General features: G+C 59.3%; 23 protein-coding genes, 1 tRNA gene and 2 pseudogenes. 9 read left to right on the plus strand and 17 right to left on the minus strand.

Annotated elements, in window-relative coordinates:
* Positions 1-216 precede the first annotated feature (216 nt).
* Positions 217-945, plus strand: a complete 729-nt coding sequence (locus AC0L8G_RS16925) for a TetR/AcrR family transcriptional regulator (RefSeq protein WP_473385335.1) — start codon at positions 217-219, stop codon at positions 943-945.
* A 22-nt stretch (positions 946-967) separates the two neighbouring features.
* Here AC0L8G_RS16925 and AC0L8G_RS16930 read toward each other — a convergent pair whose 3' ends face one another.
* Positions 968-2,440: an AMP-binding protein gene (locus AC0L8G_RS16930; protein ID WP_473385336.1), complete on the minus strand. Its 1,473-nt coding sequence runs from the start codon at positions 2,438-2,440 to the stop codon at positions 968-970.
* A 240-nt stretch (positions 2,441-2,680) separates the two neighbouring features.
* Between AC0L8G_RS16930 and AC0L8G_RS16935 the strand changes: the two genes are divergently transcribed.
* Positions 2,681-3,160, plus strand: coding sequence for a P-loop nucleotide/nucleoside kinase family protein (locus AC0L8G_RS16935; protein WP_473385337.1), 480 nt, complete (start codon positions 2,681-2,683; stop codon positions 3,158-3,160).
* A gap of 104 nt (positions 3,161-3,264) precedes the next feature.
* On the opposite strand, the gene AC0L8G_RS16940 is transcribed toward AC0L8G_RS16935, so the two are convergent.
* Positions 3,265-3,341: transfer RNA gene (locus AC0L8G_RS16940), tRNA-Ile, on the minus strand.
* Between the two features lie 188 nt (positions 3,342-3,529).
* Between AC0L8G_RS16940 and AC0L8G_RS16945 the strand changes: the two genes are divergently transcribed.
* Positions 3,530-4,258: an SIMPL domain-containing protein gene (locus AC0L8G_RS16945; RefSeq protein ID WP_473385338.1), complete on the plus strand. Its 729-nt coding sequence runs from the start codon at positions 3,530-3,532 to the stop codon at positions 4,256-4,258.
* A gap of 33 nt (positions 4,259-4,291) precedes the next feature.
* On the opposite strand, the gene AC0L8G_RS16950 is transcribed toward AC0L8G_RS16945, so the two are convergent.
* Entirely contained in the window at positions 4,292-5,968 is a 1,677-nt protein-coding gene (locus tag AC0L8G_RS16950; RefSeq protein ID WP_473385339.1) for a M28 family metallopeptidase, read from the minus strand.
* A 676-nt stretch (positions 5,969-6,644) separates the two neighbouring features.
* Here AC0L8G_RS16950 and AC0L8G_RS16955 point away from each other — a divergent pair.
* Positions 6,645-6,986 carry a hypothetical protein gene (locus AC0L8G_RS16955; RefSeq protein ID WP_473385340.1) on the plus strand — a complete coding sequence of 114 codons (342 nt, stop codon included), beginning with the start codon at positions 6,645-6,647 and terminating at the stop codon, positions 6,984-6,986.
* Positions 6,987-6,995: 9 nt separating this feature from the next.
* On the opposite strand, the gene AC0L8G_RS16960 is transcribed toward AC0L8G_RS16955, so the two are convergent.
* Entirely contained in the window at positions 6,996-7,550 is a 555-nt protein-coding gene (locus AC0L8G_RS16960) for a GNAT family N-acetyltransferase (RefSeq protein ID WP_473385341.1), read from the minus strand.
* 107 nt (positions 7,551-7,657) lie between these two features.
* Positions 7,658-7,993: a YegP family protein gene (locus AC0L8G_RS16965; RefSeq protein ID WP_473385342.1), complete on the minus strand. Its 336-nt coding sequence runs from the start codon at positions 7,991-7,993 to the stop codon at positions 7,658-7,660.
* Between the two features lie 150 nt (positions 7,994-8,143).
* Here AC0L8G_RS16965 and AC0L8G_RS16970 point away from each other — a divergent pair, with 150 nt between their 5' ends.
* The 3 genes from AC0L8G_RS16970 to AC0L8G_RS16980 all read left to right on the plus strand — a co-directional run bounded on the left by AC0L8G_RS16970 (position 8,144) and on the right by AC0L8G_RS16980 (position 13,283).
* Entirely contained in the window at positions 8,144-10,504 is a 2,361-nt protein-coding gene (locus tag AC0L8G_RS16970; RefSeq protein WP_473385343.1) for a UvrD-helicase domain-containing protein, read from the plus strand.
* Positions 10,501-11,388 carry a 50S ribosomal protein L11 methyltransferase gene (locus AC0L8G_RS16975; protein WP_473385344.1) on the plus strand — a complete coding sequence of 296 codons (888 nt, stop codon included), beginning with the start codon at positions 10,501-10,503 and terminating at the stop codon, positions 11,386-11,388. Before AC0L8G_RS16970 ends, AC0L8G_RS16975 begins: the two co-directional genes overlap by 4 nt.
* A gap of 77 nt (positions 11,389-11,465) precedes the next feature.
* Entirely contained in the window at positions 11,466-13,283 is a 1,818-nt protein-coding gene (locus tag AC0L8G_RS16980) for an aminopeptidase P family protein (protein WP_473385345.1), read from the plus strand.
* On the opposite strand, the gene AC0L8G_RS16985 is transcribed toward AC0L8G_RS16980, so the two are convergent.
* From AC0L8G_RS16985 to AC0L8G_RS17035, 11 genes and pseudogenes are all read right to left on the minus strand, one after another.
* Complete coding sequence (locus AC0L8G_RS16985) at positions 13,280-14,026, minus strand: class I SAM-dependent methyltransferase (protein ID WP_473385346.1); 747 nt, start codon at positions 14,024-14,026, stop codon at positions 13,280-13,282. The genes AC0L8G_RS16980 and AC0L8G_RS16985 overlap by 4 nt on opposite strands.
* Positions 14,027-14,037: 11 nt before the next feature.
* On the minus strand, positions 14,038-14,838 hold the full coding sequence (locus tag AC0L8G_RS16990; RefSeq protein ID WP_473385347.1) for an SDR family oxidoreductase: 801 nt from the start codon (positions 14,836-14,838) through the stop codon (positions 14,038-14,040).
* 66 nt (positions 14,839-14,904) lie between these two features.
* On the minus strand, positions 14,905-15,471 hold the full coding sequence (locus AC0L8G_RS16995) for a DUF4167 domain-containing protein (protein ID WP_473385348.1): 567 nt from the start codon (positions 15,469-15,471) through the stop codon (positions 14,905-14,907).
* Between the two features lie 321 nt (positions 15,472-15,792).
* A complete protein-coding gene (locus tag AC0L8G_RS17000; protein ID WP_473385349.1) occupies positions 15,793-16,377 on the minus strand; it encodes a N5-glutamine methyltransferase family protein in 585 nt (194 codons plus the stop codon).
* Entirely contained in the window at positions 16,358-16,666 is a 309-nt protein-coding gene (locus tag AC0L8G_RS17005; protein WP_473385350.1) for a hypothetical protein, read from the minus strand. Before AC0L8G_RS17005 ends, AC0L8G_RS17000 begins: the two co-directional genes overlap by 20 nt.
* Positions 16,659-17,732 (minus strand): peptide chain release factor 1, encoded by a 1,074-nt coding sequence (gene prfA / locus AC0L8G_RS17010; RefSeq protein WP_473385351.1) that lies wholly within the window; start codon positions 17,730-17,732, stop codon positions 16,659-16,661. The genes AC0L8G_RS17005 and prfA overlap by 8 nt, the downstream gene beginning before the upstream one ends.
* A gap of 81 nt (positions 17,733-17,813) precedes the next feature.
* Entirely contained in the window at positions 17,814-18,944 is a 1,131-nt protein-coding gene (gene ispG, locus AC0L8G_RS17015; protein WP_473385352.1) for a flavodoxin-dependent (E)-4-hydroxy-3-methylbut-2-enyl-diphosphate synthase, read from the minus strand.
* 152 nt (positions 18,945-19,096) lie between these two features.
* Entirely contained in the window at positions 19,097-19,906 is an 810-nt protein-coding gene (locus AC0L8G_RS17020; protein ID WP_473385353.1) for a TonB family protein, read from the minus strand.
* A 110-nt stretch (positions 19,907-20,016) separates the two neighbouring features.
* The gene (locus tag AC0L8G_RS17025; protein ID WP_473385354.1) at positions 20,017-20,388 is read right to left on the minus strand and encodes a putative PEP-binding protein; all 372 of its coding nucleotides are present in this window, start codon (positions 20,386-20,388) and stop codon (positions 20,017-20,019) included.
* Positions 20,276-22,306: a putative PEP-binding protein gene (locus tag AC0L8G_RS17030; RefSeq protein WP_473385355.1), complete on the minus strand. Its 2,031-nt coding sequence runs from the start codon at positions 22,304-22,306 to the stop codon at positions 20,276-20,278. Before AC0L8G_RS17030 ends, AC0L8G_RS17025 begins: the two co-directional genes overlap by 113 nt.
* Before the next feature lie 10 nt (positions 22,307-22,316).
* Positions 22,317-23,583 (minus strand): annotated as a pseudogene (locus tag AC0L8G_RS17035) (aspartate kinase).
* A 150-nt stretch (positions 23,584-23,733) separates the two neighbouring features.
* Between AC0L8G_RS17035 and ubiG the strand changes: the two are divergent.
* Positions 23,734-24,481, plus strand: a pseudogene (ubiG, locus tag AC0L8G_RS17040) (bifunctional 2-polyprenyl-6-hydroxyphenol methylase/3-demethylubiquinol 3-O-methyltransferase UbiG).
* A gap of 20 nt (positions 24,482-24,501) precedes the next feature.
* Positions 24,502-24,687, plus strand: a complete 186-nt coding sequence (locus AC0L8G_RS17045) for a hypothetical protein (RefSeq protein ID WP_473385356.1) — start codon at positions 24,502-24,504, stop codon at positions 24,685-24,687.
* Between the two features lie 22 nt (positions 24,688-24,709).
* On the opposite strand, the gene AC0L8G_RS17050 is transcribed toward AC0L8G_RS17045, so the two are convergent.
* The gene (locus tag AC0L8G_RS17050; protein WP_473385357.1) at positions 24,710-25,246 is read right to left on the minus strand and encodes a hypothetical protein; all 537 of its coding nucleotides are present in this window, start codon (positions 25,244-25,246) and stop codon (positions 24,710-24,712) included.
* Positions 25,247-25,327: the final 81 nt, after the last annotated feature.

Here is a 25,327-nt window from a genome sequence, read left to right on the forward strand (position 1 = left end):
AGGGCGGGCAGTCGATTTCATTCATTTAGTCATAAATGAATGAAATCGACTGCTACCGCAGCCCCTTCGCCCGGTCAAGTTCATTTATTTACTGCTAAATCAAATTTCCGCCCGCCATCGGTTGACTGCGTAAGGCGCCCGCCCCATCGTCTCCCTGATTTATCAAGAGCTTGGCGCCGTTCTGACAGCGGCCGATCAATATAGGGGCCTGAGAATATGGCGGCAGCGCCAAAACGCGAAGGTCGCCGCACGCGCGCTGAACAGCGGGCCGCGACGGTGAAACAGATCCTGGATACGAGCGAAGACCTGTTCGCGCAGCTCGGTTATTTCGGCGTGACGATCAAGGATGTCGCCGACAAGATGGGCATCCATCCGGCGCTTATCCATTATTATTTCGACGGCAAGAAAGCATTGTTCGACGCGGTTTTTGATCGGCGCGTGCAATTTGCAGTCGATGCGCGCACCGCCGGCCTAGACGCCTATGAAGAAGAAGTCGGCGAGCATCCGACCATCGAGGGCGCGCTGCGCGCCTATTATGACGGCGCCTTCGATGTGTATATCAATGAAGATAAAGGCTGGAGCAATTTCGGCCGGATTTTCGCGCAGGTAAACAATGCGCCCGGCTATGGCGCGGAAAAGATGGATCTCTATTTTGATCCCCTCGTGCTGCGCCTGATTGAGCTGTTGCAGAAGGCGCTTCCCGACGCAAAACCAGAAGATCTGTTCTGGAGTTTCCAGTTCACGTCCGGCGCCTATACGCTGATCCTGTCGCGCACCGGACGCATTGACAGGCTGTCGAATAATCTATGCGCCTCCGATGATTTCGAAGCGGTGCGCGAACGCTTCGTGACATTCATGGCCGGCGGTTTCGATGCGCTCTATAACAGCAGAAAAACCGCAAAACCAAAGACCAAACGCAAAAAGGCGAAAACGAAAAAAAAGTGATCGCCCCGCCCGTTTGACGGGTTTATGGCTGCGCCGCAGTCCCGGTTTTTTCCAGCCGCGCATCGCGCAATGCGGCCCGGCGCACTTTGCCCGCCTCATCACGCAACGCCTCGCTGGTGAACTCGATGCTTCGAGGCAATTTGTAATGCGTGAGGCGTTCGGCGACGAAGTCGAGCAGCCCCGCCTCATCAAGCGCCGCGCCATCGGCTCGCTGAACAATAGCGTGCACGCGCGCGCCCCAGTCTTCATCGGGAAGCCCCACCACCGCGCTGGAACGAACCAACGGATGCGCGTCAATCGCCGCCTCAACTTCCGCTGGATAAATGTTTGCGCCGCCGGAAATGATCAGGTCATTGCGGCGGTCGGATAGAAAGAGATATCCGTCCTCGTCCACGCTGCCGAGATCGCCGGTCGACTCCCACTCGCCGATGCGCCGCGCTGCGCTGCCGAGATAGTGATAGGTCGATCCGGCGCCGCCTTGCGGGCGGAAAAAGATTTCGCCAACCTCGCCGGTTGGACGCGGACGCCCTTCCCCGTCGAGGATCGCCATCTCATAGCCATCGCGGACACGGCCCACAGAGCCGCGATGCGTAAGCCAGTCCGCGCCCGAAATCATCGTCGAGCCGATCGCTTCGGTCGTGCCGAAATATTCCCAGACGCGCTCGCCCCCAAGCCAGTCAATCCACGCCTGTTTCAGCCAGGGCGCGCAAGGGGCCGCCATATGGAGCATCATGCGCAGGCTTAGCAGGGTGAAATCAGACAGGACGTCAGGCCCCAACCGCCAGATGCGGTTCATCATGGTCGGCACCATCGTCACCCAATTGACGTGAAGCGCATCGATTAGCTGGAGCGCGCGCAACGCGTCAAACTTGCCCATTTCCACAATCGTGGCGCCGACAAACATGCCCATGGTGATGCAGTGAAATGGCGCATTGTGATAAAGCGGTCCGGGATTGAGGATCACATCGCCCGGGCGCTGACCCAGAAACCCTTCTTGCGGATTCCACCGCGCCGGCATGGCGTCAACGATCACCTTCGGCCGGCCGGTGGAGCCGCCGCTGGTCATGGCTTTCCAATGCGGCGATACAGCTTCCGTCAGCGGCTCAGCGGAGTAGCTCTCCGGCGCATTCTCCCCTTCCGCAATCATCGGCGCGTTAAGGCCTGAGCTTGCACCCAAAAACAGTTTTGGTCGCACGATATCGAGGATCGCTTCCATTTCCGGGCGCGCAAGCTTGGCGGAAACGATGTTCGGAATCGCGCCCAGCTTCCAGATTGCAAAAACGGTTTCGTAAAACTCAAGGCCATTCGGAAGCGCCACCGTCACGAAGTCGCCCTGCCCAACCCCCTGCGCCGCCAGCATCCGCGCATGCATGTTCGCGCGGGCATCGAGCTGGTCATAGGTGATCTGCGCATCATCAATGACCAATGCGGCTTTCGACGGCGAAAGCTGCGCGTGATGGCGCAGAATAGAGCTTAGAGCGACTTCATTCGACATAGCGCAGGGCCTCCCTTGATCCCGATTTCTCGCCGCTGCACTTTTGCTTTTCTTGCTGGCGCAGGCGTGCAGTTTGGCGAATTCATTAATTTAGCCGTGAATGAATGACAAGAGGCTGGCCGAAGGTCAATGGCGATCATCGGTGATAGAAAGGAATGGCCGTTTCCCGCATCACCCTGACCGCCGGCGTGAAGCCGCAAACTGTATTGACCGCGAAAAATCACGAAGTCATATTTTGGCATGCCAACATTACATTTGATCTGCGGAAAAATCGCAGCCGGAAAGTCTACGCTTGCCTCAAAACTGGAAGCGGAGATGGCGTGTATTCGTCTGAGCGAAGATGACTTGCTTTCGTCACTCTATCCAAATGAGATTACTACGCTTGAACAATTCCGGCGGCGCTCTTCCTGTCTTGAAGAAGCGCTGGCGCCGCTAGTCGCTGACATGCTTTTATCGGGTGCGAATGTCGTGTTGGATTTTCATGCCAACACCCGAAAACGCCGCGCCTGGATGAAAAGCATAATCGACAATAGCGGATGCGATCATGTTCTGCACTTTCTGGATGTGCCTGACGATATCTGCAAGAAAAGGCTTCGCGCGCGCAATGAACGCAATGGACATGCGTACCAGACAAGCGACGAAGAGTATGATCAATTTGCAGCTTACTTCGAACGTCCCGGAGATGATGAGGGTTTCAACATAACCATTCATGAAAGTTGAGGCGCCATCAGCCCCGTCCGCCGACATCCAGCTTTTCTCTCGCCGCCATCCGGCGCCAGCCATGTTTCGGGATTTGTGATCCCAACCGCTTTTCCGCAAGGTTTTGGTGGGCCCGGAGGGACTCGAACCCCCAACCTAGCGGTTATGAGCCGCCAGCTCTAACCAATTGAGCTACAGGCCCAATCAGGCGGCGCGCGCCGCAAATTGGGAGCGCCCTATTATCAGCTATTTCCCGACCGTGAAAGCCCGCTCCCGCCAGCTTTCTCGCCATCGCCGACCACCAGATCGTGAAGGAACCGCCAGCGCTTGCGCTTGTTTCCGCCTTGATTTCGCCATGCGAAGCCGATCACATCCGCGCAGACCGCAAAAATGGAGAAAAAACCAATGCGTCACGCCCTCGCCCCTGCCGCCGCCGCCGCGCTTCTGGCCGCCAGTTGCAGCGCGCCCCAAGCCATCGCCGCCGATGCCGCCGCCACACACCGCACCATTTCCGTTAATGGCGAGGGCGAAGCCTCGGCCGCGCCGGACATGGCCGTCGTTTCAATCGGCGTGCAAAGCGACGCGCTGACCGCTGCAGAAGCATTGCGCCAGAATTCGGCGAACATGTCCGCGACGATAGACAAGTTGAAAAAACTCGGCGTTGCAGAACGCGACATCCAGACGTCCGGCCTGTCGGTCAATCCGCGTTACGACTATGAGAAAAACCGCTCGCGCCCCGAAGTCATCGGCTTCACCGCCTCCAACACCGTCACCGTGCGCCTGCGTGACCTGAGCGCCGCGGGCGCTGTCATTGATCAGGCCGTGCAGTCCGGCGCGAATTCGCTGGGCGGAATTTCATTCGCCTTTTCCGATCCGAAGCCGCTGCTTGACGAAGCGCGCAAGGACGCCGTCGCCAGCGCTAAAGCAAAAGCCACATTGCTGACCGACGCCGCAGGGGTCCGTCTCGGCAAACTGCTCAGTATTCAGGAAGGCTACGCCGCTGCGCCGCAGCCGAAAATGTATTCTGCACGTATGGAAATGGCCGAGTCTTCGGTTCCGTTGCAAGCCGGTGAATCAAGCGTGAATGTAACGGTTTCGCTAATATACGAAATTGAATAGCAAAACGGCCCCATATCGGGGCCGTTTTCATTTTCAGTCTTTGCCGAAAAGGTCGCCGAAAAAGTCGCCCTCATTCCAGGCCGGCTTTTCCGGTACATTTGCAAGCGCTTGTGCAATCTCGAAATTCACCACGGCAAAACGCGCCAGACTGTCATATTTAATCGGCTGGCTGATGTCGTCGCTTGGACGGTGATAGTGGTCGCGATAAAAATTCCAGAATTTTTCTTCGCCGCCACTTTCAAACCCCGTCCACAGATACACCGACGGCACGCCCTGCTCGACAAACGGGTAATGGTCCGAGCGGGTGAAGATGCCGAGCTCCGGAATCGGATCAGGCGATAGCCCAACGCCCAGATCCGCCAGCGCCGCTTTCATGATCGGCCCGATGGAAGACCGCTCGGCGCCGAAGGCGATGACGTCGGTGAAGTCATGCAGCATCACCGGCATATCGAGATTGACATTCGCAACCATCGAGCCCTCCCCGATTGTCGGGAAATGCGCGAAATATTCCGACCCCAGCAATCCTTTTTCTTCCGCTGTCACAGCGACAATCAACACGCTGCGCGCAGGCGGGACGCCGTCCAGAAATCCGCGCGCGACCTCGAGCAGGACAGCAACGCCCGTCGCATTATCCATCGCACCATTATTGATCCCGTCTTTGCCTTCTTCGATCAGGCGTTCATTCAGCCCGACATGGTCGAGATGCGCGGTCAGGATGACATATTCGTTTTTGAGTTCCGCATCTGCGCCGGGAATGAGCCCCACCACATTCGGGCTTGAGAACTCTTCAGTCTCCATCGCGCCCGCCATCGAAATTTTTACGGCGAGCGGGAAGCTTCCGGTCGCAGCGGCTTCACCATCCGCGGCGGCGCGCACCCGCGCATAGCTGTGCGCCGCATCAGCAAACAACAGGGGCGCCTTATCTGCATGCGCCGTTGCGCGGCCCAAAATCGTCGGCCCGGACGTTTCCGGGCGTCCATCCGGCCAGACCCAGCTTGTCGCTGAATAGTTTGGATTGGCGGTGAACCGCTCCCAGGAATAATTTTTTTCCGACGCCGCCGTAAAAAGGGAAATCGTTCCGATGGCGCCGCGCGCGGAAGCTTCTTTCGCTTTCAAGCTGCCGGATTTGAAATGCGCATTGCTTTCATTATCGAAAATATCTGGCACGCCGGAGAAATATACGACAATTTTTCCGGCGACATCGACGCCCTCATAATCGTCATGTCCGAATTCCGGCGCGTGCACGCCAAATCCGACAAACACTGCTTCCGCTTCTTCAATTTTGAAAGACGGCGCCGCGAGTGACGGGAATATGCGGAAGTCATCCAGGTTCGAGAGCACCGTGGTTTCACCGTCTGGCCCGGTGATTGAGAGGGCTGACGCTTCGCTGATCTGCTTGCCGGAAATGAACGGGACTTCCTGGAACCAGCCGCCATCGGCGCCCGGCGACATGCCCATCGACGACATGCGCGCGGCGACGTATTCGGCGGCGTCGCGATATCCTTGCGTGCCGGCCTCGCGGCCCTCGCGAGCATCGTCGGCGAGCCAGGCGATGTCTGCCTGTATGCGGCCTGCGGCGGTGTCGGCGGCCTCAGTTGCGGCCGCCGCCGCCTCGATCTCGGAATCGAAACCGGCGGGCCCGAGACTCACACAAGCTGCGAATATCAGCAGCGGCGCAAAAGCCGCCAGACGAGTTAGGAAAACCCGCATCAAAATCTCCTGTCAGCGTGCAAAGGGTTTGCCTCGCGCCATCCGGCAGCGTCAACCAGGCGGGCGCCCCCTTCACGGCAATGCGCGCGCCCCAAGATGCTGCGACATGCGTAGTGATGTGATTTTGCAACGATTTTTCCGCCATGAGCGGACCGGAATGCAAATTGGCGGGAACAATTGGAACCAACTCGCATTCCCTGTATTGTTATACAGGGAGAACATGTCGCCATGAACAAGGCTATTTTACTTTTTTACTGCCTCGCTTATCGGCGCGGCGCCGGCTGTCAACGCGCAAAGCGCAGACAGCAACTATGTTCATGAAAACGGCATTGGTCCGGACCCGGATCATGACACAAATCCGGCCACAATCACCGGCGTCATCAAGCGCGTCGGCGACGCGGAAAAAGCGGCGGACGATGCGCCCTACCGCGTCATCACCTTTGAAGCGCCGCCGGGCGCCCATGGCGACGTCATTCGCAAGGCATATGAGAAAGACTATGGCGTCAAATTCGGACGCGGACTGACGCGGCAGATTTGCGAAGGGCAGCGGCGTTTTTATTATGACTCTCTTTGCACATATGAGGCGGCGCCCAGCGGCGATTATGCTGCCGGTTACATCAACTATCTCAATGCGCCGCTGGTTATCGAATTTGACCGCCCGGTCTGTGTCGTCACCATGGCGATCTATCCGACCGGCGGACAGCAGGAAGAGCCCTTTACCGTCACGATCAATGGCTGGGATGAAAACGGCGCCGCGCTCCCCTCCGCCAAAGCCGAATTTGAATGGACCAAATATACGGTCCGCTGGCGGCATATGGCCGGCGCCTATTATCTCGGCGGTCGCGCCAAAAAGATCACCGTCAGTATGAAGAGCGGCACGGCGTCGGAAGCGGGCGACGTGTTGCGCTATCTGATCGACGATCTCGCCTTTGTGCAGGATGGCTGTGACGAGGTGCTTGCGGGGTTTGCTGATGCAGAAGACGCCGCAACCGAGGCGCAACTCCTCGAAGGGTCGTAATTCGCCCGGCTATAGCGCCTTGCGCATCAATATAATCACATTGACGGAGCCGTTCGCCGCGGTCTGGGTTTCGCGGCTGATCTCGACATAGCCACGCGCCCGGTAAAGCGGCTCGCCCGGCAAGGTTGCGCCAAGCTCGATGGTTTTAAATCCCGCCTCGCGCGCGGCGCCCTCTCCGAGGTCTAGCAGCAGCGTGCCTATGCCTTTGCGCGTCCAGCCCGGATGCGTGTACATGGCGCGAATGCGCGCGGCGTCTTTCGACGGGTCCGCATAGCTGTCATCGCGCCCCTTGGTGTGGTTGCCCCCATAGAGTGTCTTGCGCCTGCCCCAGCCGCCGCAACCGACCATGACGGTCTCGCCGCCTTGTTGCGCCTCAATGACAAAATAGGTGCCGTCTTCAAGCAGCGTCGTATCTAGCCCCATGGTTTCCTGGGCGGCGATGATCTCGGCCTCGCTCAGAAAGCCTTTCATATTCTCCGCGATGGACGATTTCATTAGCGCTACGATGGCGTCTGTGTCCGCTTCGGTCGCAAGTCTGTGCGTGAATGGGGTCGGGTCCGTCATGGCCCCAGTATGCGCGCGCCGCCGCTTTTACAAAACCGGAAAATACACGCAAAAAAAACGCCGCCCCGAACAGGACGGCGTTTCAAAACTCAAGACGCACGGGGCGTCTACGCGGTCTGGTCGTCCGTCGCCGCATCCGGCGCGTTTTTCATGACCGACTCAATGCCGTTCTCGCAGCCCGACGTGCTGTCATACATTTGCGACTGGCCAATCACCTGGTGGTTGCCCGCCTTGATGACGAAATACGGCTTGCCGCTGGAAGATTCCTTGATCTCGAACCGCGCCTTGTCGGCGGCGTTTTTCTTGACCGAAGCGATGCCGTTTTCCGCGCCGCCTTTGTCTTTGTAACCTTCGCTGGCGAGGATGTTCTCACCATTGCCGGCCTTCAGCCGGAAGCGGAATTCACCCGCCTTGTCTTTATAAAGCTCAAATTTGCCTGCCATGGGCTAAAACTCCTATTTGGGCCCGATTATGCAATCCGGGCCTATTCTCCCCACCCTCCAGTGTCGCGATTCCTGCAATTATTGCAATTCCGCCAAGCCTCTATATCTCTTAATGTTCCAGAATCGTTCTCGTTTCGGTAAAGAGTTTCAATGGCCTCCCAATCCGACCGCAAAATGTCCATTTCCGAGCGCGCCCTCAATGCAATGGGGGCGGCGCGAGACGCCCAATTGCCCTTGAGCGGCGCTCATGGCGGCGAAGATGCGCCTTATCTTGAAGGCCTCAATGAGGAGCAGCGCGCGGCGGTGCTGGCGATTGAGGGACCGGTTCTGATGCTCGCCGGCGCGGGCACGGGGAAAACCCGTGCGCTGACGACGCGCCTCGCCCATCTCCTCCATACCGGCCGGGCCCAGCCCTGGCAGATTCTCGCCGTGACCTTCACCAACAAGGCGGCGCGCGAAATGCGCGAACGCATTCAGACGCTGGTGGGATCATCGGTCGAGGGCATGAAATGGCTCGGCACATTTCACTCGATCGGCGCGCAGATCCTGCGCCGGCACGCCGAGCTTGTGGGCCTGAAATCGAACTTCACCATTCTCGACGCCGACGACCAGTCGCGCCTCGCCAAACAGGTGATTGAGGCGGCCAATCTGGATGAGAAACGCTGGACCGGGCGCGGCCTCGCCTTCGTCATTGACGGCTGGAAAAACCGCGGCCTGACGCCGGACAAGGTGCCCGCCAATGAAGGCTGGCATTTCGCCGACGGACGCGGCGTCGATCTTTATAAGGCGTATCAGTCCCGGCTGACCACATTGAGCGCCGCCGATTTCGGCGACCTTCTCGTGCACAATCTGACGATCTTTCAGAACAATCCGGACGTGCTGGAGGAATATCAGCGCCGCTTCAAATATATGCTGGTGGACGAGTATCAGGACACCAATGTCGCGCAATATTTGTGGCTGCGCCTTCTCGCCCAGAAACACAAGAACATCTGCTGCGTCGGCGATGACGACCAGTCGATCTATGGCTGGCGCGGGGCGGAAGTTGAAAACATCCTGCGTTTCGAAAAAGACTTTCCCGGCGCGAAAGTGATCCGGCTCGAACGCAATTACCGTTCGACGCCGTCAATTCTTGGCGCAGCTTCCGGACTGATCGCCGGCAACACCGAACGGCTCGGCAAGACCTTGTGGACCGACGCTGAAGACGGCGAAAAGGTGAAGGTGCGCGGCGTCTGGGACGGCGAAGAGGAAGCCCGGCTGATAGGCGACGATATCGAGGCGGAGCAGCATAAGGGCCGCTCGCTTTCCCATATGGCCGTGCTGGTGCGCGCCTCGTTTCAGATGCGCGCCTTTGAAGAACGCTTCAACACGCTCGGCCTTGCTTACAAAGTTGTCGGCGGCCCGCGCTTCTACGAACGCGAAGAGTCGCGCGACGCCCTCGCCTATATGCGCCTTATCCGGTCGGCCGATGACGATCTCGCTTTCGACCGGGTGGTCAACAAGCCGAAACGCGGCCTTGGGGACAAGGCGCTGCAAACCCTGCACAAGATTGCGCGCGCCAATGACATGCCGCTTATGGCTGCGTCACGCCTTGCGCTTGAAAGCAATGAGCTTACCACCGCCGCGCGCAGATCGCTGTTGAATTTCCTCGACACAATCGACCGCTGGGCCCGCGACGCCAAAGACATGCCGCCCGCCGACCTCGCCGAACTGATGCTGGAAGAGTCCGGCTATATCGAAATGTGGAAGAATTCCAAAAGCCCGCAGGCGCCGGGCAAGCTCGATAACCTCAAAGAACTTATTCAGGCTGTCTCGGAATTCGACACGCTCGAAGCCTATCTCGATCATGTGGCGCTGGTCTCAGAGCTGAGCGACAGCTCCGCCGATGGTCAGGTCTGGCTGATGACGCTGCATGCCGCGAAGGGACTTGAATTTCCCGTGGTGTTCCTGCCCGGCTGGGAAGAAGAAATTTTTCCGTCGAAACGTTCGCTCGATGAAAAAGGCAATGCCGCGCTGGAAGAAGAACGCCGCCTCGCCTATGTGGGCGTCACCCGCGCAGAACAAAGCTGCCGCATTTCTTTCGCTGCAAACCGCATGATCTACGGGCGCTGGCAGGCGGCGATCCCGTCACGCTTCATTGATGAATTGCCTGAAGAACATGTGGAGGTGGTGTCCGAGCCGGGCCTTTACGGCAACTCCGCCGCCTCGCTCGCCAGCCACTCCGCCTTTGAAGGCATGAAGCTGAAAGAAGACGATTATTACGACAATCCCGGCTGGAAGCGCGCCCGAGCCGCATCCTCACGGCAGAGAACGCAAGCGCCGACGATTGAAGGCCGCGGCGCAACACTGTCAGTCTCCGCACCGGGCAAGTCGAAATACAAAGTCGGCGAGCGGGTGTTTCATCAAAAATTCGGATACGGCAAGATTTCCGCCATTGAGGGTCAAAAGCTCACTGTGAATTTTGAGCATTCCGGACCGAAAAAAGTCATCGACACATTCATTGAGGCCGCGTGAGCGCTACATCATACAAACTGACCTGGACCGGCGAGAAACCTGCGCTGGAATTGCTTGGCGACGCCCTTGGCGAGGTCTTGTGGCCGCCCGCCGGCGCCGTCAGTCTCACCAAGGATGACGCAACTGTCGAAGACGGGGCGAGCGCCTGGCGGCTCGACGCCTATTTTGAAGCGGCGCCCGATATGGACGCGGTCAACACTGTCGCCGCTGAACACAAAGCAGGCGACGCAAGCGTTGAAGAACTTCCCGATATTGACTGGGTCGCCCACGCGCTTGAAGGGCTCGGCGTGGTGCGTTGCGGGCGGTTTGTGCTGTATGGCGTGCATGACGCAGACAAGCTGCCGGATGACGAAGGCGACATACCGATCCGTATCGACGCGAATATGGCGTTTGGCACTGGCCATCATCCGACGACCGCCGGGTGCCTTACCTTGCTCGACCGGTTTTCCGGCTGGGCGCCGCGGGCGATCTTTGATCTTGGCTGCGGCTCTGCGGTGCTCGCCATCGCTGCGGCTAAACTGTGGGGCCGCGAGGTTCTCGCCAGCGACATTGACGAAAACTCTGTGGCGATCGCCGCTGAAAACGCCGCGCTAAACGGCGTCGGCGACAAGGTGACGACGCTGACGGCCGCCGGATTCGAGCATCCGGACATCACGCTCGCCGCGCCGTTTGATTTTGTCTTTGCGAATATTCTCGCCGGCCCGCTCGCCGAACTGGCGCCCGACATGGCGGCGCATATGGTCAAAAGCGGCCGCGTCATGCTGGCGGGCCTGATGAGCGAACAGGAAGCCGGCGTCATCGCCGCCTATGAGGCCGAAGGCTTCCGCCTGATCAACCGTTACGACCAGCCGGTCTGGCCAGTGCTGCTTTTCGTGAAGCTGTAGGACACTCGCTCGCCCTTGTGAGCGAGCCTGCGAAGCGCGATATTCACCCCTGAACATCCTTTAGGATCGGACACCCCATGTTCCAGACTTTCGAGCCCGTTTCCGACCGCAGTTTCGCCGGCAAGCATTTGCCGCTTTTGCGCGCGGAGATGAAAAAGCAAAATCTCGACGGCTTCATCATCCCTCATGACGATGAATATCAAAACGAATATATCCCCGCTTATGCGGAGCGATTGATGTGGGCCACCGGATTTTCCGGCTCTGCCGGCGCCGCCCTGATTTTTCAGGACAAGGCCGTCGCCTTCACCGATGGGCGCTACACGCTGCAAATTCGCCAGCAAGCCGACAGCGATTTCTTCACTTATGAAGACATGACCGAAACGCCGCTGCATGCATGGCTGGCGGAGAATGCGCCAAAAGCAGCGCGCATTGGCTATGATCCGATGCTGCATACAGGTGCAAGCGTCAAAAACCTAAAGACCGCTTCGCAAAAGGGCGGATTTGAGCTGGTCGCAGTGGCGAATAACCCCGTCGATGCGGCGTGGAAGGACCAGCCGCCCGCGCCGAGTGCGCCGGTGAAGCCGCATGATCTTAAATTCGCCGGCAAACCGTCCGCCGACAAACGCAAGGAAATCGCCGCCGCCCTCGCCAAGGCTGGCGCCGACACCGCATTGATCACCGCGCCGCCTTCCATCGCATGGCTGTTCAATGTGCGCGGCCAAGATGTGTCGCGATCGCCATTGCCGCTTGGCCGCGCGCTGATCAACAAGGACGGAACCGCGACCTTGTTCGTGGCGCCGGAAAAAGTCGGCAATGACCTGCCCGCCTTTCTTGGCGACGATGTGGATATTCGCGCGGAAAGCGATGTCGCCGACGCGCTTGCGAAACTCGGCAAGGCCGGCGCGAAAGTCGCGGTCGATCCGGCGCTGGCGCCATCGAAATATGCTGACGATCTGAGTGCGGCGGGCGGGGTGGTCATCGAACTGACCGATCCTTGCGCCCTGCCCCGCGCGACCAAGAACAAGGCGGAGATCGACGGCGCGCGCACCGCGCATATTCGCGATGGCGCCGCGGTGACGCAATATCTCCACTGGCTTGATACGCTGGCGCAAACCGGCGAGATCGACGAGATCACTGCGGCATCAAAACTCGAAGAATTTCGCGCGGTGTCCCCTGACCTGCGCGATCTGAGTTTTGATTCAATCTCGGGCGCCGGTCCCAACGGCGCCGTCGTGCATTATCGCGTTTCGACGGAGTCCAATCGCAAACTTGGGCGCGGCGAGCTTTTCCTGATCGATTCCGGCGGACAATATCCCGACGGCACAACCGACATTACGCGCACGGCGCCGATTGGCGAACCGAGCGATGAAATGCGCGACCGCTTCACGCGCGTGCTGAAGGGCCATATCGCGCTGGCCACCATGAAATTCCCGGTGGGCACGACCGGACACCAGCTCGATATGATTGCGCGCAAACCGCTCTGGGACGCCGGTCTCGATTATGATCACGGCACCGGACATGGCGTTGGATCATTCCTCGGCGTTCATGAAGGCCCGCAGCGCATCGCCAAGGCGGCGAACACGCAAGCGCTGAAACCCGGCATGATCCTGTCGAATGAGCCCGGCTACTATAAAACCGGCGAATATGGCATCCGCATCGAAAATCTGATTGTGGTGACGCCGCCAAAGCCGGTTCCGGGCGGCGAGCGCGAAATGATGGAATTCGAAACCATCACCCTGGCGCCAATCAATCTTGCGCTTGTGAAACCGGACCTGCTGACCGATAGCGAGCGCCAATGGTTGAACGCCTATCATGCGCGCGTGCGCGAAACGCTTTCGCCATTGCTGCCGGCGGAGATCAAAGACTGGTTCGATGAGGCGACGCGGGCGATCTAACCCTTCACCCCAAGCGCACCAATGATCGGCACGACAAATGTGATGGCGCCCCCGGCTCCCGCAAAATTGTCCTGGATAGACTTCAGATAAGCATCGCCGCCATTGGCGCGGGCATAGTCGCGCACGAAAGAAAAAGTCGATACCAGTCCCGCTGCGGCGTCCGCCGGAAGCACATGGAGAATTTCCTGCGCATAGGGGATGACGCTGCCGAACGCCCCGCTTTCTTTTATCGCGCGTTGGTAATCATAACAGGCGACAAGCCGCTGATCGCGGACACTGGTCCATTTTTCGAATTCGGCCCGGTAAAATTCTCCTGCCGCGCCTTCGACATCGAATGCATCAAACGCAAATGGAAAAAACACGCCGCCGGGTTTCAGCCAGCGATGCGCATTGCGGCAGATACGCGCCTGATCCATCCAGTGAAACGCCGTCGCAGATATCACCGCATCAATCGAACCATCGGCAAAGGCCGCCGCTTCCGCCGGTTTGACCTTTAGCTCCACATTGTCAGGAAGCACCGCCGCATCAGCTAGGCGTGCGTCGGGCTCGATCGCGGTCACATGATCAAAACGGCCCGCAAGGACGCGAGTCGCCTGGCCCGTGCCGGCGCCCAGATCAACGGCGCGCGCATGGCCGCTCACCAGGTGACGGTGCAAAAACTCAAAAACATCGGGAGGGTAATCGGGCCGAAAACTGGCATAGCGGTCCGCCGCTTCGCCGAAATTGGTTGAAGGATCGTTCAAACCCCGCCCCCTTATAGCTCTCCAAGCCCGATCAATGTGCCGCCATCGATGACCATGCCCTGTCCGGTCATCCATTGGCCGGATTTCGACGCCAGAAAGACCGCCGCGCCGGCAATGTCATCGGGATCGCCAAAGCGGCGCAGGGGCAATCTCTGCGTCATCATCTTTTCGATCTTGGGATCTTTCCAGAGCGCTTCAGCGAAACGGGTTTTGACAATGCCCGGGCAAATGCAATTGACGCGCACATTATCCGGCCCCGCTTCGACGGCGAGGTTGCGCGCCAGCTGCAGGTCAGCCGCCTTGGAAATATTGTAAGCGCCGAGGACCGATGAACCGACAAAACCACCAATCGAAGAGATGATGATGATGGCGCCGTCCTTCTTTGCGCGCATGTCCGGCAGCACCATCTGCGCAAGCCAATGCGAGGCTTTGACATTGCAGGACAGAATTTTGTCGAACTGTTCGTCGCTCATGCCCGAAGACGGGCCGTAATATGGATTGACCGCCGCGTTGGAAACGAGAATGTCAGCGGGTCCCCATTTCGCTTTGGTCTCGTCGATCAGCCGCTGCAATTCCTCCTTGTGGGAAATATTGCAGCCAATGGCGAACGCCGCCTCGCGGCCTTCCGCTTCATTGATGGAGTCTGCGACGGTCTGGCAGGCGTCGACCTTGCGGCTGGAGACAACGACCTTGGCGCCATGCTCGGCGAGACGCCGCGCAATGGCCTCGCCAATGCCGCGCGAGGCGCCGGTGACGATAGCGACTTTGCCCGTGAGATCGAATAATGCGGGAAGCGTGTCTGACGACCCCATGCGGCTCTCCTGCTGCTTGCGGCGTCAGATCAATCGGTTCGCCCGACATCATGAGCCGGGATAACGTTACTCCGCCGCCGCAGGGGCGACAGGTTTTTCCGCGGCGTCATCATCCGCCTTTTTGGCCCGGCGCGGCGCCCGGCGGCGGCGCGGCTTGCGCTCTTCTTCCGGCTCGCCTTCACCAGCTTGCGCCGGCGCGGAAGCTTCAGACGCGGACGCCTCTTCACTGGCGCCATTATTGTCGCCGTTTTCAGCCTCAGCCGCATCTGCGCCATTGCTGCGCTCTTCGCGAGGCTGCTGGCGAGAGGACTGGCGCGATGGACGCGATTCATTATCGCCGCCATCCTCAACGCCAGGCTGATCATTGTCAGCTTCATTTGAGTCAGGCTGCTGATTCGGCGTCTGGGCAGGCTGCATGGCGCGGATCAGCCGGAAATAATGCTCCGCATGCTGCAGGTAGCTTTCGGCCTTCACCCGGTCGCCCGAGGATGACGCATCGCGCGCAAGCGCGAGATATTTGTCATAAATCTGATTGGCGGTGCCGCGAATGCGGACATCGGGCCCGTTGGAATCGAGCGCTCTGTTTGGATTGGACCCGCCAGGACGGCGACGTTGATTGCGGCCACGCTTCATAATCGTACCTTTAACAATTCCCCTTCCGAAAAGCGGCCACACGTCCGCCTTTTCGAGATGAAAGTGGTCTGTCGAGCTAATGGCGATTCAGATCGCCCATATCTTCATGCGAATGTCTTGTTCCTGTCGCAGCCTTGCTGCGGCTTCAGCGCCCGTCGGGGCCCGACTGTTTCCGGATAAAGCGATCCCCAGCGGATCACGCCAAAGCCGGACGATGGTCGGATGCAAGACTGGGCCGCCGATGATTCAAGAGCGTCGAAGGCGTTGAACCCCTGTCTTGGTGATCATGATAGTGTGTACCCCGCGCAATTCAATCCCTTTTTATCCCTTTCTGAGGTCAGATCCCGCCCCACGCGGCCTTTCGGCAAGATCTTTCATGGTAAACAGGCTGTGTTGAGGGGCTGATTGCGCAAGCAGCGCCCTCAACGCTTCAGTCTGATCGAAGCCGCATTCCATCAATAAGAGCGCGTCCTCACTCAAACGCCCGGGCAGCCCGGCGAGGATAGCCCGATAAGCATCGAGGCCATCCGCCCCGGCAAACAGTGCGCTTGAGGGCTCATAGGCGGTCACATCGCGGGCAAGCCCTGACCGGTCCCCCTCACGGATGTAAGGCGGGTTGGCCATCACAAGGTCAAACACGCCGGACAAGGGCGCCAGCCAATCCCCGGCGACAAACCGCACCCGGTCCGACAGGCCGAGTGCGGCGGCATTCGCATGCGCGATAGCGAGCGCCGGCGCGGAGCGGTCGACGGCCACCCCCTCGCTATTTGGAAATTCAGAAAGCAGCGCGCAGATCAGACAACCCGATCCGGTTCCCAGATCGACAATGCGCAACCGTTCCTCCCTGCCCCGGCGTTTCAACGCCTCTTCAATCAGGGCGCCGGAATCATCGCGCGGGATCAGCACATCCGGCGTCACCCTGAATGGCGAGACTCCAGAATTCCTTGACGCCGGTGAGATAGGCCACGGGTTCGTCCTGCGCGCGCCTTTCAATCAGCGATGCAAAATGTGCGGCGGCGTCAGCATCCAATGCATCATTGGCGCGTGTGATCAGCCCGCCATCATCGGTTTGCAAAACATGCTTCAGTAAAATGCGCGCATCAATCTGCGGCGTTTCGCTATGGGGCAGTAGTTTTGCGGCATGGCGCAACGCGCCGCCAATCGTAGCCGGCACGCGATCCGCGTTTTTATGCACTTTCCTGAATCTCGGAAAGCCGGTCGGCGCGGTCCTGCGTGATCAGCGCTTCAATCATTTCCTCCAGCCCGTCGCCCGCGATAATCTCAGCGAGTTTGTAGAGGGTGAGATTGATCCGGTGATCGCTGACGCGGCTTTGCGGATAGTTATAAGTGCGAATGCGTTCGGAACGGTCGCCAGTGCCGACCATGCCTTTGCGCGCTGACGCGCGTTCCGCATCAACGCGGGCGCGCTCCGCATCATAGAGCCGCGCGCGAAGAACCTTCATCGCTTTGGCGCGGTTCTTGTGCTGGGATTTTTCATCCTGCTGGATCACGACGACGCCGGTCGGGATATGGGTGATGCGCACCGCAGAATCGGTAGTGTTGACCGACTGACCGCCTGGACCCGACGCACGGAAAACATCAATGCGCAGGTCGCTTTCGTTAATTTCGATATCGACCTCTTCCGGCTCAGGCAGCACCGCAACGGTCGCGGCGGATGTGTGAACCCGGCCTTGCGTCTCTGTCTCGGGCACGCGCTGCACCCGGTGCACGCCGCTTTCAAATTTCATCTTGGCAAACACGCCGTCGCCGGAAATGCTTGCCTGAATTTCCTTATAGCCGCCCATTTCCGCTTCGGATGCGGACAGCACTTCCACTTTCCAGCCCTGAAGCTGGGCGTATCGCTGATACATCCGGTACAAATCGCCCGCGAAAATGGCGGCCTCGTCGCCGCCCGTGCCAGCGCGCACTTCGAGAATAACCGAGCTGTCATCCGCCTTGTCTTTCGGCAGCAACATGATCTGCAATTCGTGCTCGATCTCCGGCGCTTTTTCCTTCAGCTCCTGCAACTCGTCATAGGCCATCTCGGCCATGTCTTTATCATCGCCCTCAGACAGCTCTTTCAGCTCAACCATCTGCGTGCGGATCGACGTCAGCTCACGAGACTTCTCCACGACGTCTTTCAGTTCGCCATGCTCTTTCGACAGGCGCACGATTTCCTCGACCTTGGACTCGGTGGCCATGGCGGCTTCGATCTTTTCGAATTTCGCGACCAGCGCGTCGAGTTTTTCCTGAGGGATCAAGGGAGTGTTTCCATTATGAATTCGAATAAGAAAAACGCGCGCAAGGAATTTCCCTTACGCGCGGATTACAAAGGCGATGCGCTACTCTGCGGCGACGGACTGTTTGGCTTCTTCCGCCTGGATTTCGCTGGCTTTCTTCTCGACGAGTTCGACGAGGTGATCGACCAGTTCGGTATTGTCGATGCGGTGATCGACCTCGCCATCGAGATAGATCATGCCATGTTCTTTGCCGGCGCCGCCGCCGGTGAAGCCGATATCGGTCTCGCGCGCTTCGCCCGGTCCATTGACCACGCAGCCGATCACCGACAGCGTCATCGGCGTTGTGATATGCGCGAGGCGTTTTTCCAGCGTCTCGACCGTATCAATCACGTTAAATCCCTGCCGCGCGCAGGACGGGCAGGAAATCACATTGACGCCGCGATGGCGCAGATTGAGCGACTTCAAAATATCGAACCCGGCTTTGATCTCTTCGACCGGATCGGCGGAGAGCGACACGCGAATCGTGTCGCCAATACCCGCCCAAAGCAGATTGCCCATGCCAATCGCTGACTTCACCGAGCCAATGCGCAATCCGCCCGCTTCGGTCACGCCGAGATGCAACGGGCAATCGATGGCCTCGGCGAGCGCGTGATAAGCCGCGACCGTCAGGAAGACGTCGGATGCTTTCACGGAAATCTTGAATTCGTGAAAATCATTGTCCTGAAGAATTTTTGCATGATCCAGCGCGCTCTCGACCATCGCATCGGGGCAAGGCTCGCCATATTTTTCAAGCAGGTCCTTTTCAAGACTGCCGCCATTGACGCCGATGCGCATGGAACAGCCATGGTCTTTCGCCGCTTTGATGACTTCGCGCACGCGCGCTTCCGAGCCGATATTGCCGGGATTGATCCGCAGACACGCCGCGCCCGCCTCCGCCGCTTCGATGCCGCGCTTATAGTGAAAGTGAATATCCGCGACGATCGGCACCGGCACATTGGCGCAGATCTCTTTCAGCGCCCTGGTGGATTCGACGTCGGGGCAGGAAACACGGACGATATCCGCGCCCGCTTCCGCAATCTCGTTGACCTGGCGAATGGTCGCCTGTGCGTCAGAGGTGAGCGTATTGGTCATGGATTGCACGGCGATCGGCGCATCACCGCCGACCGGCACCTTGCCCACCATGATCTGGCGGCTTTTGCGGCGCTCAATATCGCGCCAGGGTCGTAACGACATGGGACCTGCCTTCGCCTTTGGGTTTCCGGGCCTTTAAAACACGGGGGTTTTCCGCCGCCAAGATTGCGCGCTCGGCGGCGAAGTCAAGCCCCGGCCCCGCCACGCTGGAAAAAGCCGGTCCGGAAGGCGAAAACCCCAGCTAAAGGCGGGCCTTACGGGCGTTCGAAGCGGAAAGTCCGGACCTGATCATAGGCCGGCTTGGGCGCGCCGTCGACCGTGCGCGGCGCATAGCGCCAGCGGCGAAGAGCATTCAGTGCGGCGGCGTCAAAACAGGGGTTGGAAGACCCGGTGACCCGCTCGCCTGAAATCCGGCCTGTAGAGGTGACGGTAAAGGCGATCGTGACCGTTTCCGTCGCCTGCGCCGCCGGGGCGCAGCTATAGGGATAAACCGGATCAACCGTCTCAACGACGCGCGCCTCAACCAGCTTGCCGGTGACTGGCGCCGGCGCGGGCGTCGTTATGACTGGCGCCGCCTCGCCCTGGCGGTCGCCGAGCGGCGTCACCTTGGCGGTCAGCGTAATCTGCCATGCGCACCAGATGATGAAGGCCGCAATCGCGATAAACACCGGCAGCGACATATCGCGGCCATCGGACTCGTGCGTTTCCTCTGCGCTGGCGAAGCGTTCCGCTTCAACCGGCGCAGGCGCGTCGTAGCCCGCGTCGAACTTGAATTGCTCAACAACCGGGCGCGGGTCCAATTCGAGAAATTCGGCATAGGTGCGAACAAAGCCCAGCGCATAGGGACGCGCCGGCAAGGTGCTCCGGTCAACCGCTTCGATAGAGGTCAGGTGGCTTTCGCGAATATGGGTGCGGGCGGCGGCTTCCTGCAGCGTGATCCCGCGGCTTTCGCGCACAGCGGTAAGACGCGCGCCGATATTTTCAAACTCTCCGGCGTCGGCCGCAAGGCGCGCCCGTGCATCCGCCATATCGACAATTTCTGCTGACCCGCTCGCCGTCGCCACGCTACGCCCTTCCGCTTCACATCCGGCGCGTACAGCATACAGAAAGCAGCGCCGGAACGCACCCTATTGGTGAAAGAACAATCTCTAAACAGGAAGCGTTAATCTGCGCTTTATTCGAGGACAGCGCCGCTGTCTTTCAGGAATTGCGTGAAGGCCGGCCGCAGCGTCACTTCCGGCGTCATCATATGCTCGTCGAGCCAATCGCTGACGACCTTGGCCTCGATAGAGCGCACCAGACGGCGAAACGGCCCGACAAAGGCCGCCGGCAGCGAGAATTGCCGCACGCCGATTCCCAGCAGCGCCGCAGCCGTAACCGGGTCCGCCGTCTGCTCGCCGCAATATGACAGAGGAGTCCCGGTGCGGGACACTTTATCGACCGTCGCCTTCAGGAAGCTCAGGAAACCCGCATTCATCGGATCGTAGCGACGCTGCACCCGTTCCAGAATCGCGATCCGCGGCGAAATAGAACTGCGCGAGGTCATTGCCGCCAATCGACAGAAAATCGACCTTTTGCGCGATCAGGTCAGCACGCCACGCCGATGCCGGGGTCTCGATCATCGCGCCAACCTTGATATCGACAGGCAGCGCCTTGCCGCGCCGTTTGGCGCGATCGATTTCACGGTCAAGCAATTCGCGGATCTCATCGACCTCGCCGGTCAGCGTGAGGAAGGGGAACATCACCCATAATGTGCGGCCAGCCGCAGCCGACAGGAGCGCGCGCATTTGCGGACGGATCATGCCGGGGCGGTCCACCGCCATACGCACGCCGCGCCAGCCCATGGCCGGGTTCGCCTCATTGCCGTGTTCCATATAGGGCGCGGTTTTATCGCCGCCGATATCAGCGGTGCGGAAAATCACCGACTTGCCATCGGCGAGATCAAGCACCTCGCTATAGAGCGCTTCCTGCATCGCGACGCTCGGCAGTTGCGACCCGATCAGGAATTGCAGCTCGGTGCGGAACAGGCCCACGCCGGTGGCGCCGGTTTGCTCAAGAAACGGCAAGTCGAGCGCAAGGCCGGCATTCATCAAAATCGCAACGGCGGCGCCGTCCTTGGTTACCGGCGGCAGCGACCTTTCACTGGCGTAGCTCGCCTGCACATCATGATATCGCGATTGCTTGGCGCGGTAGTCTTCCTGAACATCCGCCGTCGGACGAATATAGATCTCGCCCGCATCGCCATCGACAACCGCGTGATCGCCCTCTTCGGTCAGTTCCATCGCCTCGGGCGCGCCCGTGACCATGGGCAGTTTCAGGGCGCGCGCAACAATAGCCACATGGGAGGTCGCCGAAACCTCGCCAAGCACGAGGCCTTTCAGGCGCTTGCGATCATATTCAAGAAGCTCAGCCGGACCCATGGTCCGCGCGAACAGGATTGTCTCGTCATAAAGAGCGCGCTGGCCGATGCTTTTGTCGCCGGCGAGATGACGCAGCAACCGGTTCGACAGATCATCGAGATCATGCAACCGCTCGCGCAAATACGGGTCGCGCGATTGCGACAGGCGCGCGCGGTTTTCGGATTTCACCTGCTCGACCGCTGATTCCGCCGTAAGGCCGGAGAAAACAGCAGCGCGCAACCGGTCTTTCCAGCCGCGATCATAGGCGAACAAACGATAGGTCTCGAGCACTTCGCGCGATACGCCGCTCAGGGAATTGGTCGCCAGCATATCGTCAACCGACTGGCGCAGATCGGTAAGCCCTTCTTCGAGACGCGTAGCTTCGGCCGCAGGGTTCTTGGCGAAAACTTTGTGCTTGGGCGCCGGCGGCTGCAGGAACACCGCCTTGCCCAGCGCGATGCCGGAAACGATCCCGAAGCCTTTGATTTTCTCCGGCAGGTGGAGCATCGCCCCAACCGCCTCGGTTTCTTCCTGGCTAAGCAGCTCACCCGATGCGGCGATCTCTGCAAGCAAGGTCGCAACCGCCTGCGCCGCCTCTATCTCTTCATGGGTGTATTCGCGCGCCGCCTTGTTTTGCACCACAAGCACGCCAAGCGTCTTTCCTGACCGGATCAGCGGCACGCCCAGAAAAGATTGCAACGGATCCTCGCCCGTTTCCGGACGATAGGCGAAGGACGGATGTTTCGGCGCCTCGGATGTGACCATCGGGCTATGGCGTTTCGCCACGAGACCCACAAGCCCCTCGCCCCATTGCATGCGGGTGTTGTGAACCGCACCGGGGTTAAGACCTTCTGTTGAATACAGCTCAAGCTGATCGTCGGGGCGGCGCAAATAGATTGAGCAGACATCGGCGACCACATGGCTCGCAATGACTTTCGTCAGCAAGTCGAGGCGTTCCTGGGCGCTTGAATCCTGCGCAACAGCATCACGCATGCGCTTCAAGAGCACAGTAATGCCTTGCTCGCCATGTCCGCCATGCGGCGGACGTGTTTTCTCAATGTTCATCGCAGCCTTTTCAGCTTCGCGTAGCCTGAACCGGTTTGTCCAGACCATAGGCCTCATGCAGAACGCGCACCGCATACTCCGCCGCGTCTGCATTTATCAGTACACTGATTTTAATCTCGGATGTCGAAATATTTTGAATGTTGATGCCTTTATCCGCAAGCGTGCGGAACATCGTTGCGGCGACGCCTGCATGACTGCGCATGCCAAGACCGATGACCGAAACCTTGGCCACATTGCGGTCCGATTGCAGCGCCTTGAAGCCGATTTTTGACTGCTCTCCCGTCAGCACCTTTACGGCGCGATCAAGATCGCCCTCTTTCGTGGTGAACGAAATATTGGCGAAGCCGGGCTCGCGCGACGAGCTCTGAACGATCATGTCGATATTGATGTTCGCCGCCGCAAGCGCATTGAAAATCCCGGCGGCGCGTCCCGGCTCGTCAGGCACAGCGAGAATGGTGACGCTGGCTTCGTCGAAATCAGGCGTAACGGTTGTGACGATGTTTTGTTCCACAATATCTTCCTCATCGCAGATGAGCGTTCCTGGTCCGGGCGCATCCGGCGGATCAAAGCTCGATAATACCCGCACCGGCACCTTGAACGCCATGGCGAGTTCAACCGAACGCGTCTGCAGGACTTTGGCGCCGAGGGACGCCATTTCCAGCATTTCCTCAAATGAAATTTTTTCAATTCGCCGGGCCTGTTTGGTCAAGCGCGGATCGGTTGTGTAGACGCCATCCACATCGGTGTAGATGTCGCAGCGCTCTGCGCCAATGGCGGCAGCCAGCGCGACAGCGGAGGTGTCCGAGCCGCCGCGACCGAGCGTGGCGATCTCGCTTGTCCGGCGCGATGCCCTGAAAACCAGCAACGACGGCGACTTCGCCATTGTCGATCGCATCGCCAAGCTCGTCGCCTTCAATATCGGCGATCCGCGCCTTGCCATGGGCCATGTCGGTCTTGAGCGGAATTTGCCAGCCCTGCCATGAGCGCGCGCGATAGCCGAGATTCTGCATCACCAGCGACAGCAGCCCTGACGTCACCTGCTCCCCGGAAGCGACAATCGCGTCATATTCCACGTCGCGCGCATCAAGCGCCGGCGCGGGATCGCCCGCCTCACGGCACAAGCCCACCAGACGGTTGGTCTCGCCGGCCATGGCCGACACCACAACCGCCACCGAATGGCCGGCATCCACCTCACGGCGCACAAATGCAGCCGCCGCGCGAATACGGTCCAGATTGGCGACAGACGTGCCGCCGAATTTCATCACTATGCGGGCCATGTTTATTGCGCCTGCGAACTCTTGCCCTCTTGCCCCCGCCAATCGGAGGCGCGAATGTTGGCGTATCTCTAGAAAGCGGCGCCTGCCGACGCAAGCGAGGAAATTTCAAAAATGGCGCAGCCCGGGTTAACCAACACCCCAGATGCCGCGATATCCGCCTCTGGCGCGACTACTATCGACCCTGATGAGGTCAGAAAATTCTCAGCCATCGCTGATGAGTGGTGGGATCCGTTCGGCAAATTCAAACCGCTGCACAAATTCAACCCTGTCCGCCTCGCCTATATTCGCGATGGCGTTTGCGCGCATTTCGGCCGGGACCGGCGTGCAAAATCTCCGCTTGAAGGGCTCCGGCTGCTCGATATTGGCTGCGGCGGCGGCCTCGTCGCCGAGCCGATGAAGCGGCTTGGCGCAAGCGTTACCGCGATTGACGCCTCTGAGCGCAACATCAAAACCGCGATGGCGCATGCTGGCCCGTTAAATCTCGACATTGATTATCGCGCCACAACCGTGGAAGCGCTGGCGGAAGAAAACACCAAACCATTCGATGTGATTCTCAATCTCGAAGTGGTCGAGCATGTCGCGGATGTGGAAATGTTTCTCGAAACCTCGGCGAGATCTTCTCAAGCCCGGCGGCATGATGGTCATGGCGACGATCAACCGCACATTAAAAGCGTTCGCACTTGCAAAATTCGGCGCTGAATATGTGTTGCGCTGGCTCCCTGCCGGCACCCATGACCCGCGCAAATTCGTCAAACCGGAAGAAGCGAAAGCCCTCCTTACGCGCGCCGGCCTCACCGTCACGGCGGAAGCGGGAGTCAGCTACAGCCCCTTGCTGGATTTGTGGCGCATCTCCGACGACACCAGCGTCAACTACATGCTGACGGCGGTGAGAGGATAATTTCTGCGGGAGCCTAAATTATGGAATACCAGAAAAAGCATCTTCACGGGCTACTGCTTTCCAACATCATCAGCGTTCCCGCTGCTATTTTCCATTTTTCTAAAGGCAGCGCTGCATTTGGCATAGTCTTTTCGTTATTGACATTGGCCAATATTATTGGGGCGGCCTGGGTCAGGAAAAAGCTAAAGAATACGAGCAAAACATAAACCCGACTCGCTAGACTTAGCCCTACTCAGCTTTCTTCGTATACATACCGTCAAACGCCACGACCCAGCTTTCGCCCTGATCTGACGACTGCTCCCAAAGCTGGCGCACGCTGCCGTCGTCATTCGGCGTCCAGCTAATGCGGTTGATCGGCGCCGAGCCATCGCCGCTTGCAAGCCCTTTATCCGACAGCACCATGGCGCCGTTATCGTCGAGCCCGCCTGCGAGATAGAGCGGCGCGCCATCATTCGCGATCCAGGTCTGCCGCCATTGCGCCGCCGCGCCGTCATAGAAATTGATGCTCATGCCGGTATAGGCCCCGGCTACATATTCTTCCAAAATCACGCAGCCGCCATGTTGCACGGATATGGTGTTTGCACCGCTGGGCTTTTCTGCGCCCGCCCGCGTCACATCCCATTCGCCAATCCAGAAATCGAAATGTCGATAGGCGTCCGCGCTGCATGGCGCCGGGGTCGCCGCTCCCGCCGTCTGCTGGGCGAATGTGGCGAGCGGGACCGCCGCAATCGTTAGGAAAGACATGCAGGCGCAAAATAATCTCATGACAGGCTCCGCTTCAGGCGCGCCTGTTTTACGCTTGCTGTCGCGAAACTTCATCAGCGGCAATGGAAATACGCAATTGCG

The sequence above is a fragment of the Hyphococcus sp. D3-15 genome, assembly GCF_055809375.1.

What these genes read in the sequence shown, in the direction of transcription:
- ispG (WP_473385352.1), bottom strand. Translation starts at nt 18,944, where the DNA reads ATGTCGTTACGACCCTGGCGCGATATTGAGCGCCGCAAAAGCCGCCAG.
- AC0L8G_RS16990 (WP_473385347.1), bottom strand. Translation starts at nt 14,838, where the DNA reads ATGGGGTCGTCAGACACGCTTCCCGCATTATTCGATCTCACGGGCAAA.
- AC0L8G_RS16955 (WP_473385340.1), top strand. Translation starts at nt 6,645, where the DNA reads ATGGCGATCTATCCGACCGGCGGACAGCAGGAAGAGCCCTTTACCGTC.
- AC0L8G_RS16945 (WP_473385338.1), top strand. Translation starts at nt 3,530, where the DNA reads ATGGAGAAAAAACCAATGCGTCACGCCCTCGCCCCTGCCGCCGCCGCC.
- AC0L8G_RS17045 (WP_473385356.1), top strand. Translation starts at nt 24,502, where the DNA reads ATGGAATACCAGAAAAAGCATCTTCACGGGCTACTGCTTTCCAACATC.
- AC0L8G_RS16950 (WP_473385339.1), bottom strand. Translation starts at nt 5,968, where the DNA reads ATGCGGGTTTTCCTAACTCGTCTGGCGGCTTTTGCGCCGCTGCTGATA.
- AC0L8G_RS17025 (WP_473385354.1), bottom strand. Translation starts at nt 20,388, where the DNA reads ATGACCTCGCGCAGTTCTATTTCGCCGCGGATCGCGATTCTGGAACGG.
- AC0L8G_RS16970 (WP_473385343.1), top strand. Translation starts at nt 8,144, where the DNA reads ATGGCCTCCCAATCCGACCGCAAAATGTCCATTTCCGAGCGCGCCCTC.
- AC0L8G_RS16965 (WP_473385342.1), bottom strand. Translation starts at nt 7,993, where the DNA reads ATGGCAGGCAAATTTGAGCTTTATAAAGACAAGGCGGGTGAATTCCGC.
- AC0L8G_RS16980 (WP_473385345.1), top strand. Translation starts at nt 11,466, where the DNA reads ATGTTCCAGACTTTCGAGCCCGTTTCCGACCGCAGTTTCGCCGGCAAG.
- AC0L8G_RS16930 (WP_473385336.1), bottom strand. Translation starts at nt 2,440, where the DNA reads ATGTCGAATGAAGTCGCTCTAAGCTCTATTCTGCGCCATCACGCGCAG.
- AC0L8G_RS16935 (WP_473385337.1), top strand. Translation starts at nt 2,681, where the DNA reads ATGCCAACATTACATTTGATCTGCGGAAAAATCGCAGCCGGAAAGTCT.
- AC0L8G_RS16960 (WP_473385341.1), bottom strand. Translation starts at nt 7,550, where the DNA reads ATGACGGACCCGACCCCATTCACGCACAGACTTGCGACCGAAGCGGAC.
- AC0L8G_RS16925 (WP_473385335.1), top strand. Translation starts at nt 217, where the DNA reads ATGGCGGCAGCGCCAAAACGCGAAGGTCGCCGCACGCGCGCTGAACAG.
- AC0L8G_RS16995 (WP_473385348.1), bottom strand. Translation starts at nt 15,471, where the DNA reads ATGAAGCGTGGCCGCAATCAACGTCGCCGTCCTGGCGGGTCCAATCCA.
- AC0L8G_RS17030 (WP_473385355.1), bottom strand. Translation starts at nt 22,306, where the DNA reads ATGAACATTGAGAAAACACGTCCGCCGCATGGCGGACATGGCGAGCAA.
- AC0L8G_RS17050 (WP_473385357.1), bottom strand. Translation starts at nt 25,246, where the DNA reads ATGAGATTATTTTGCGCCTGCATGTCTTTCCTAACGATTGCGGCGGTC.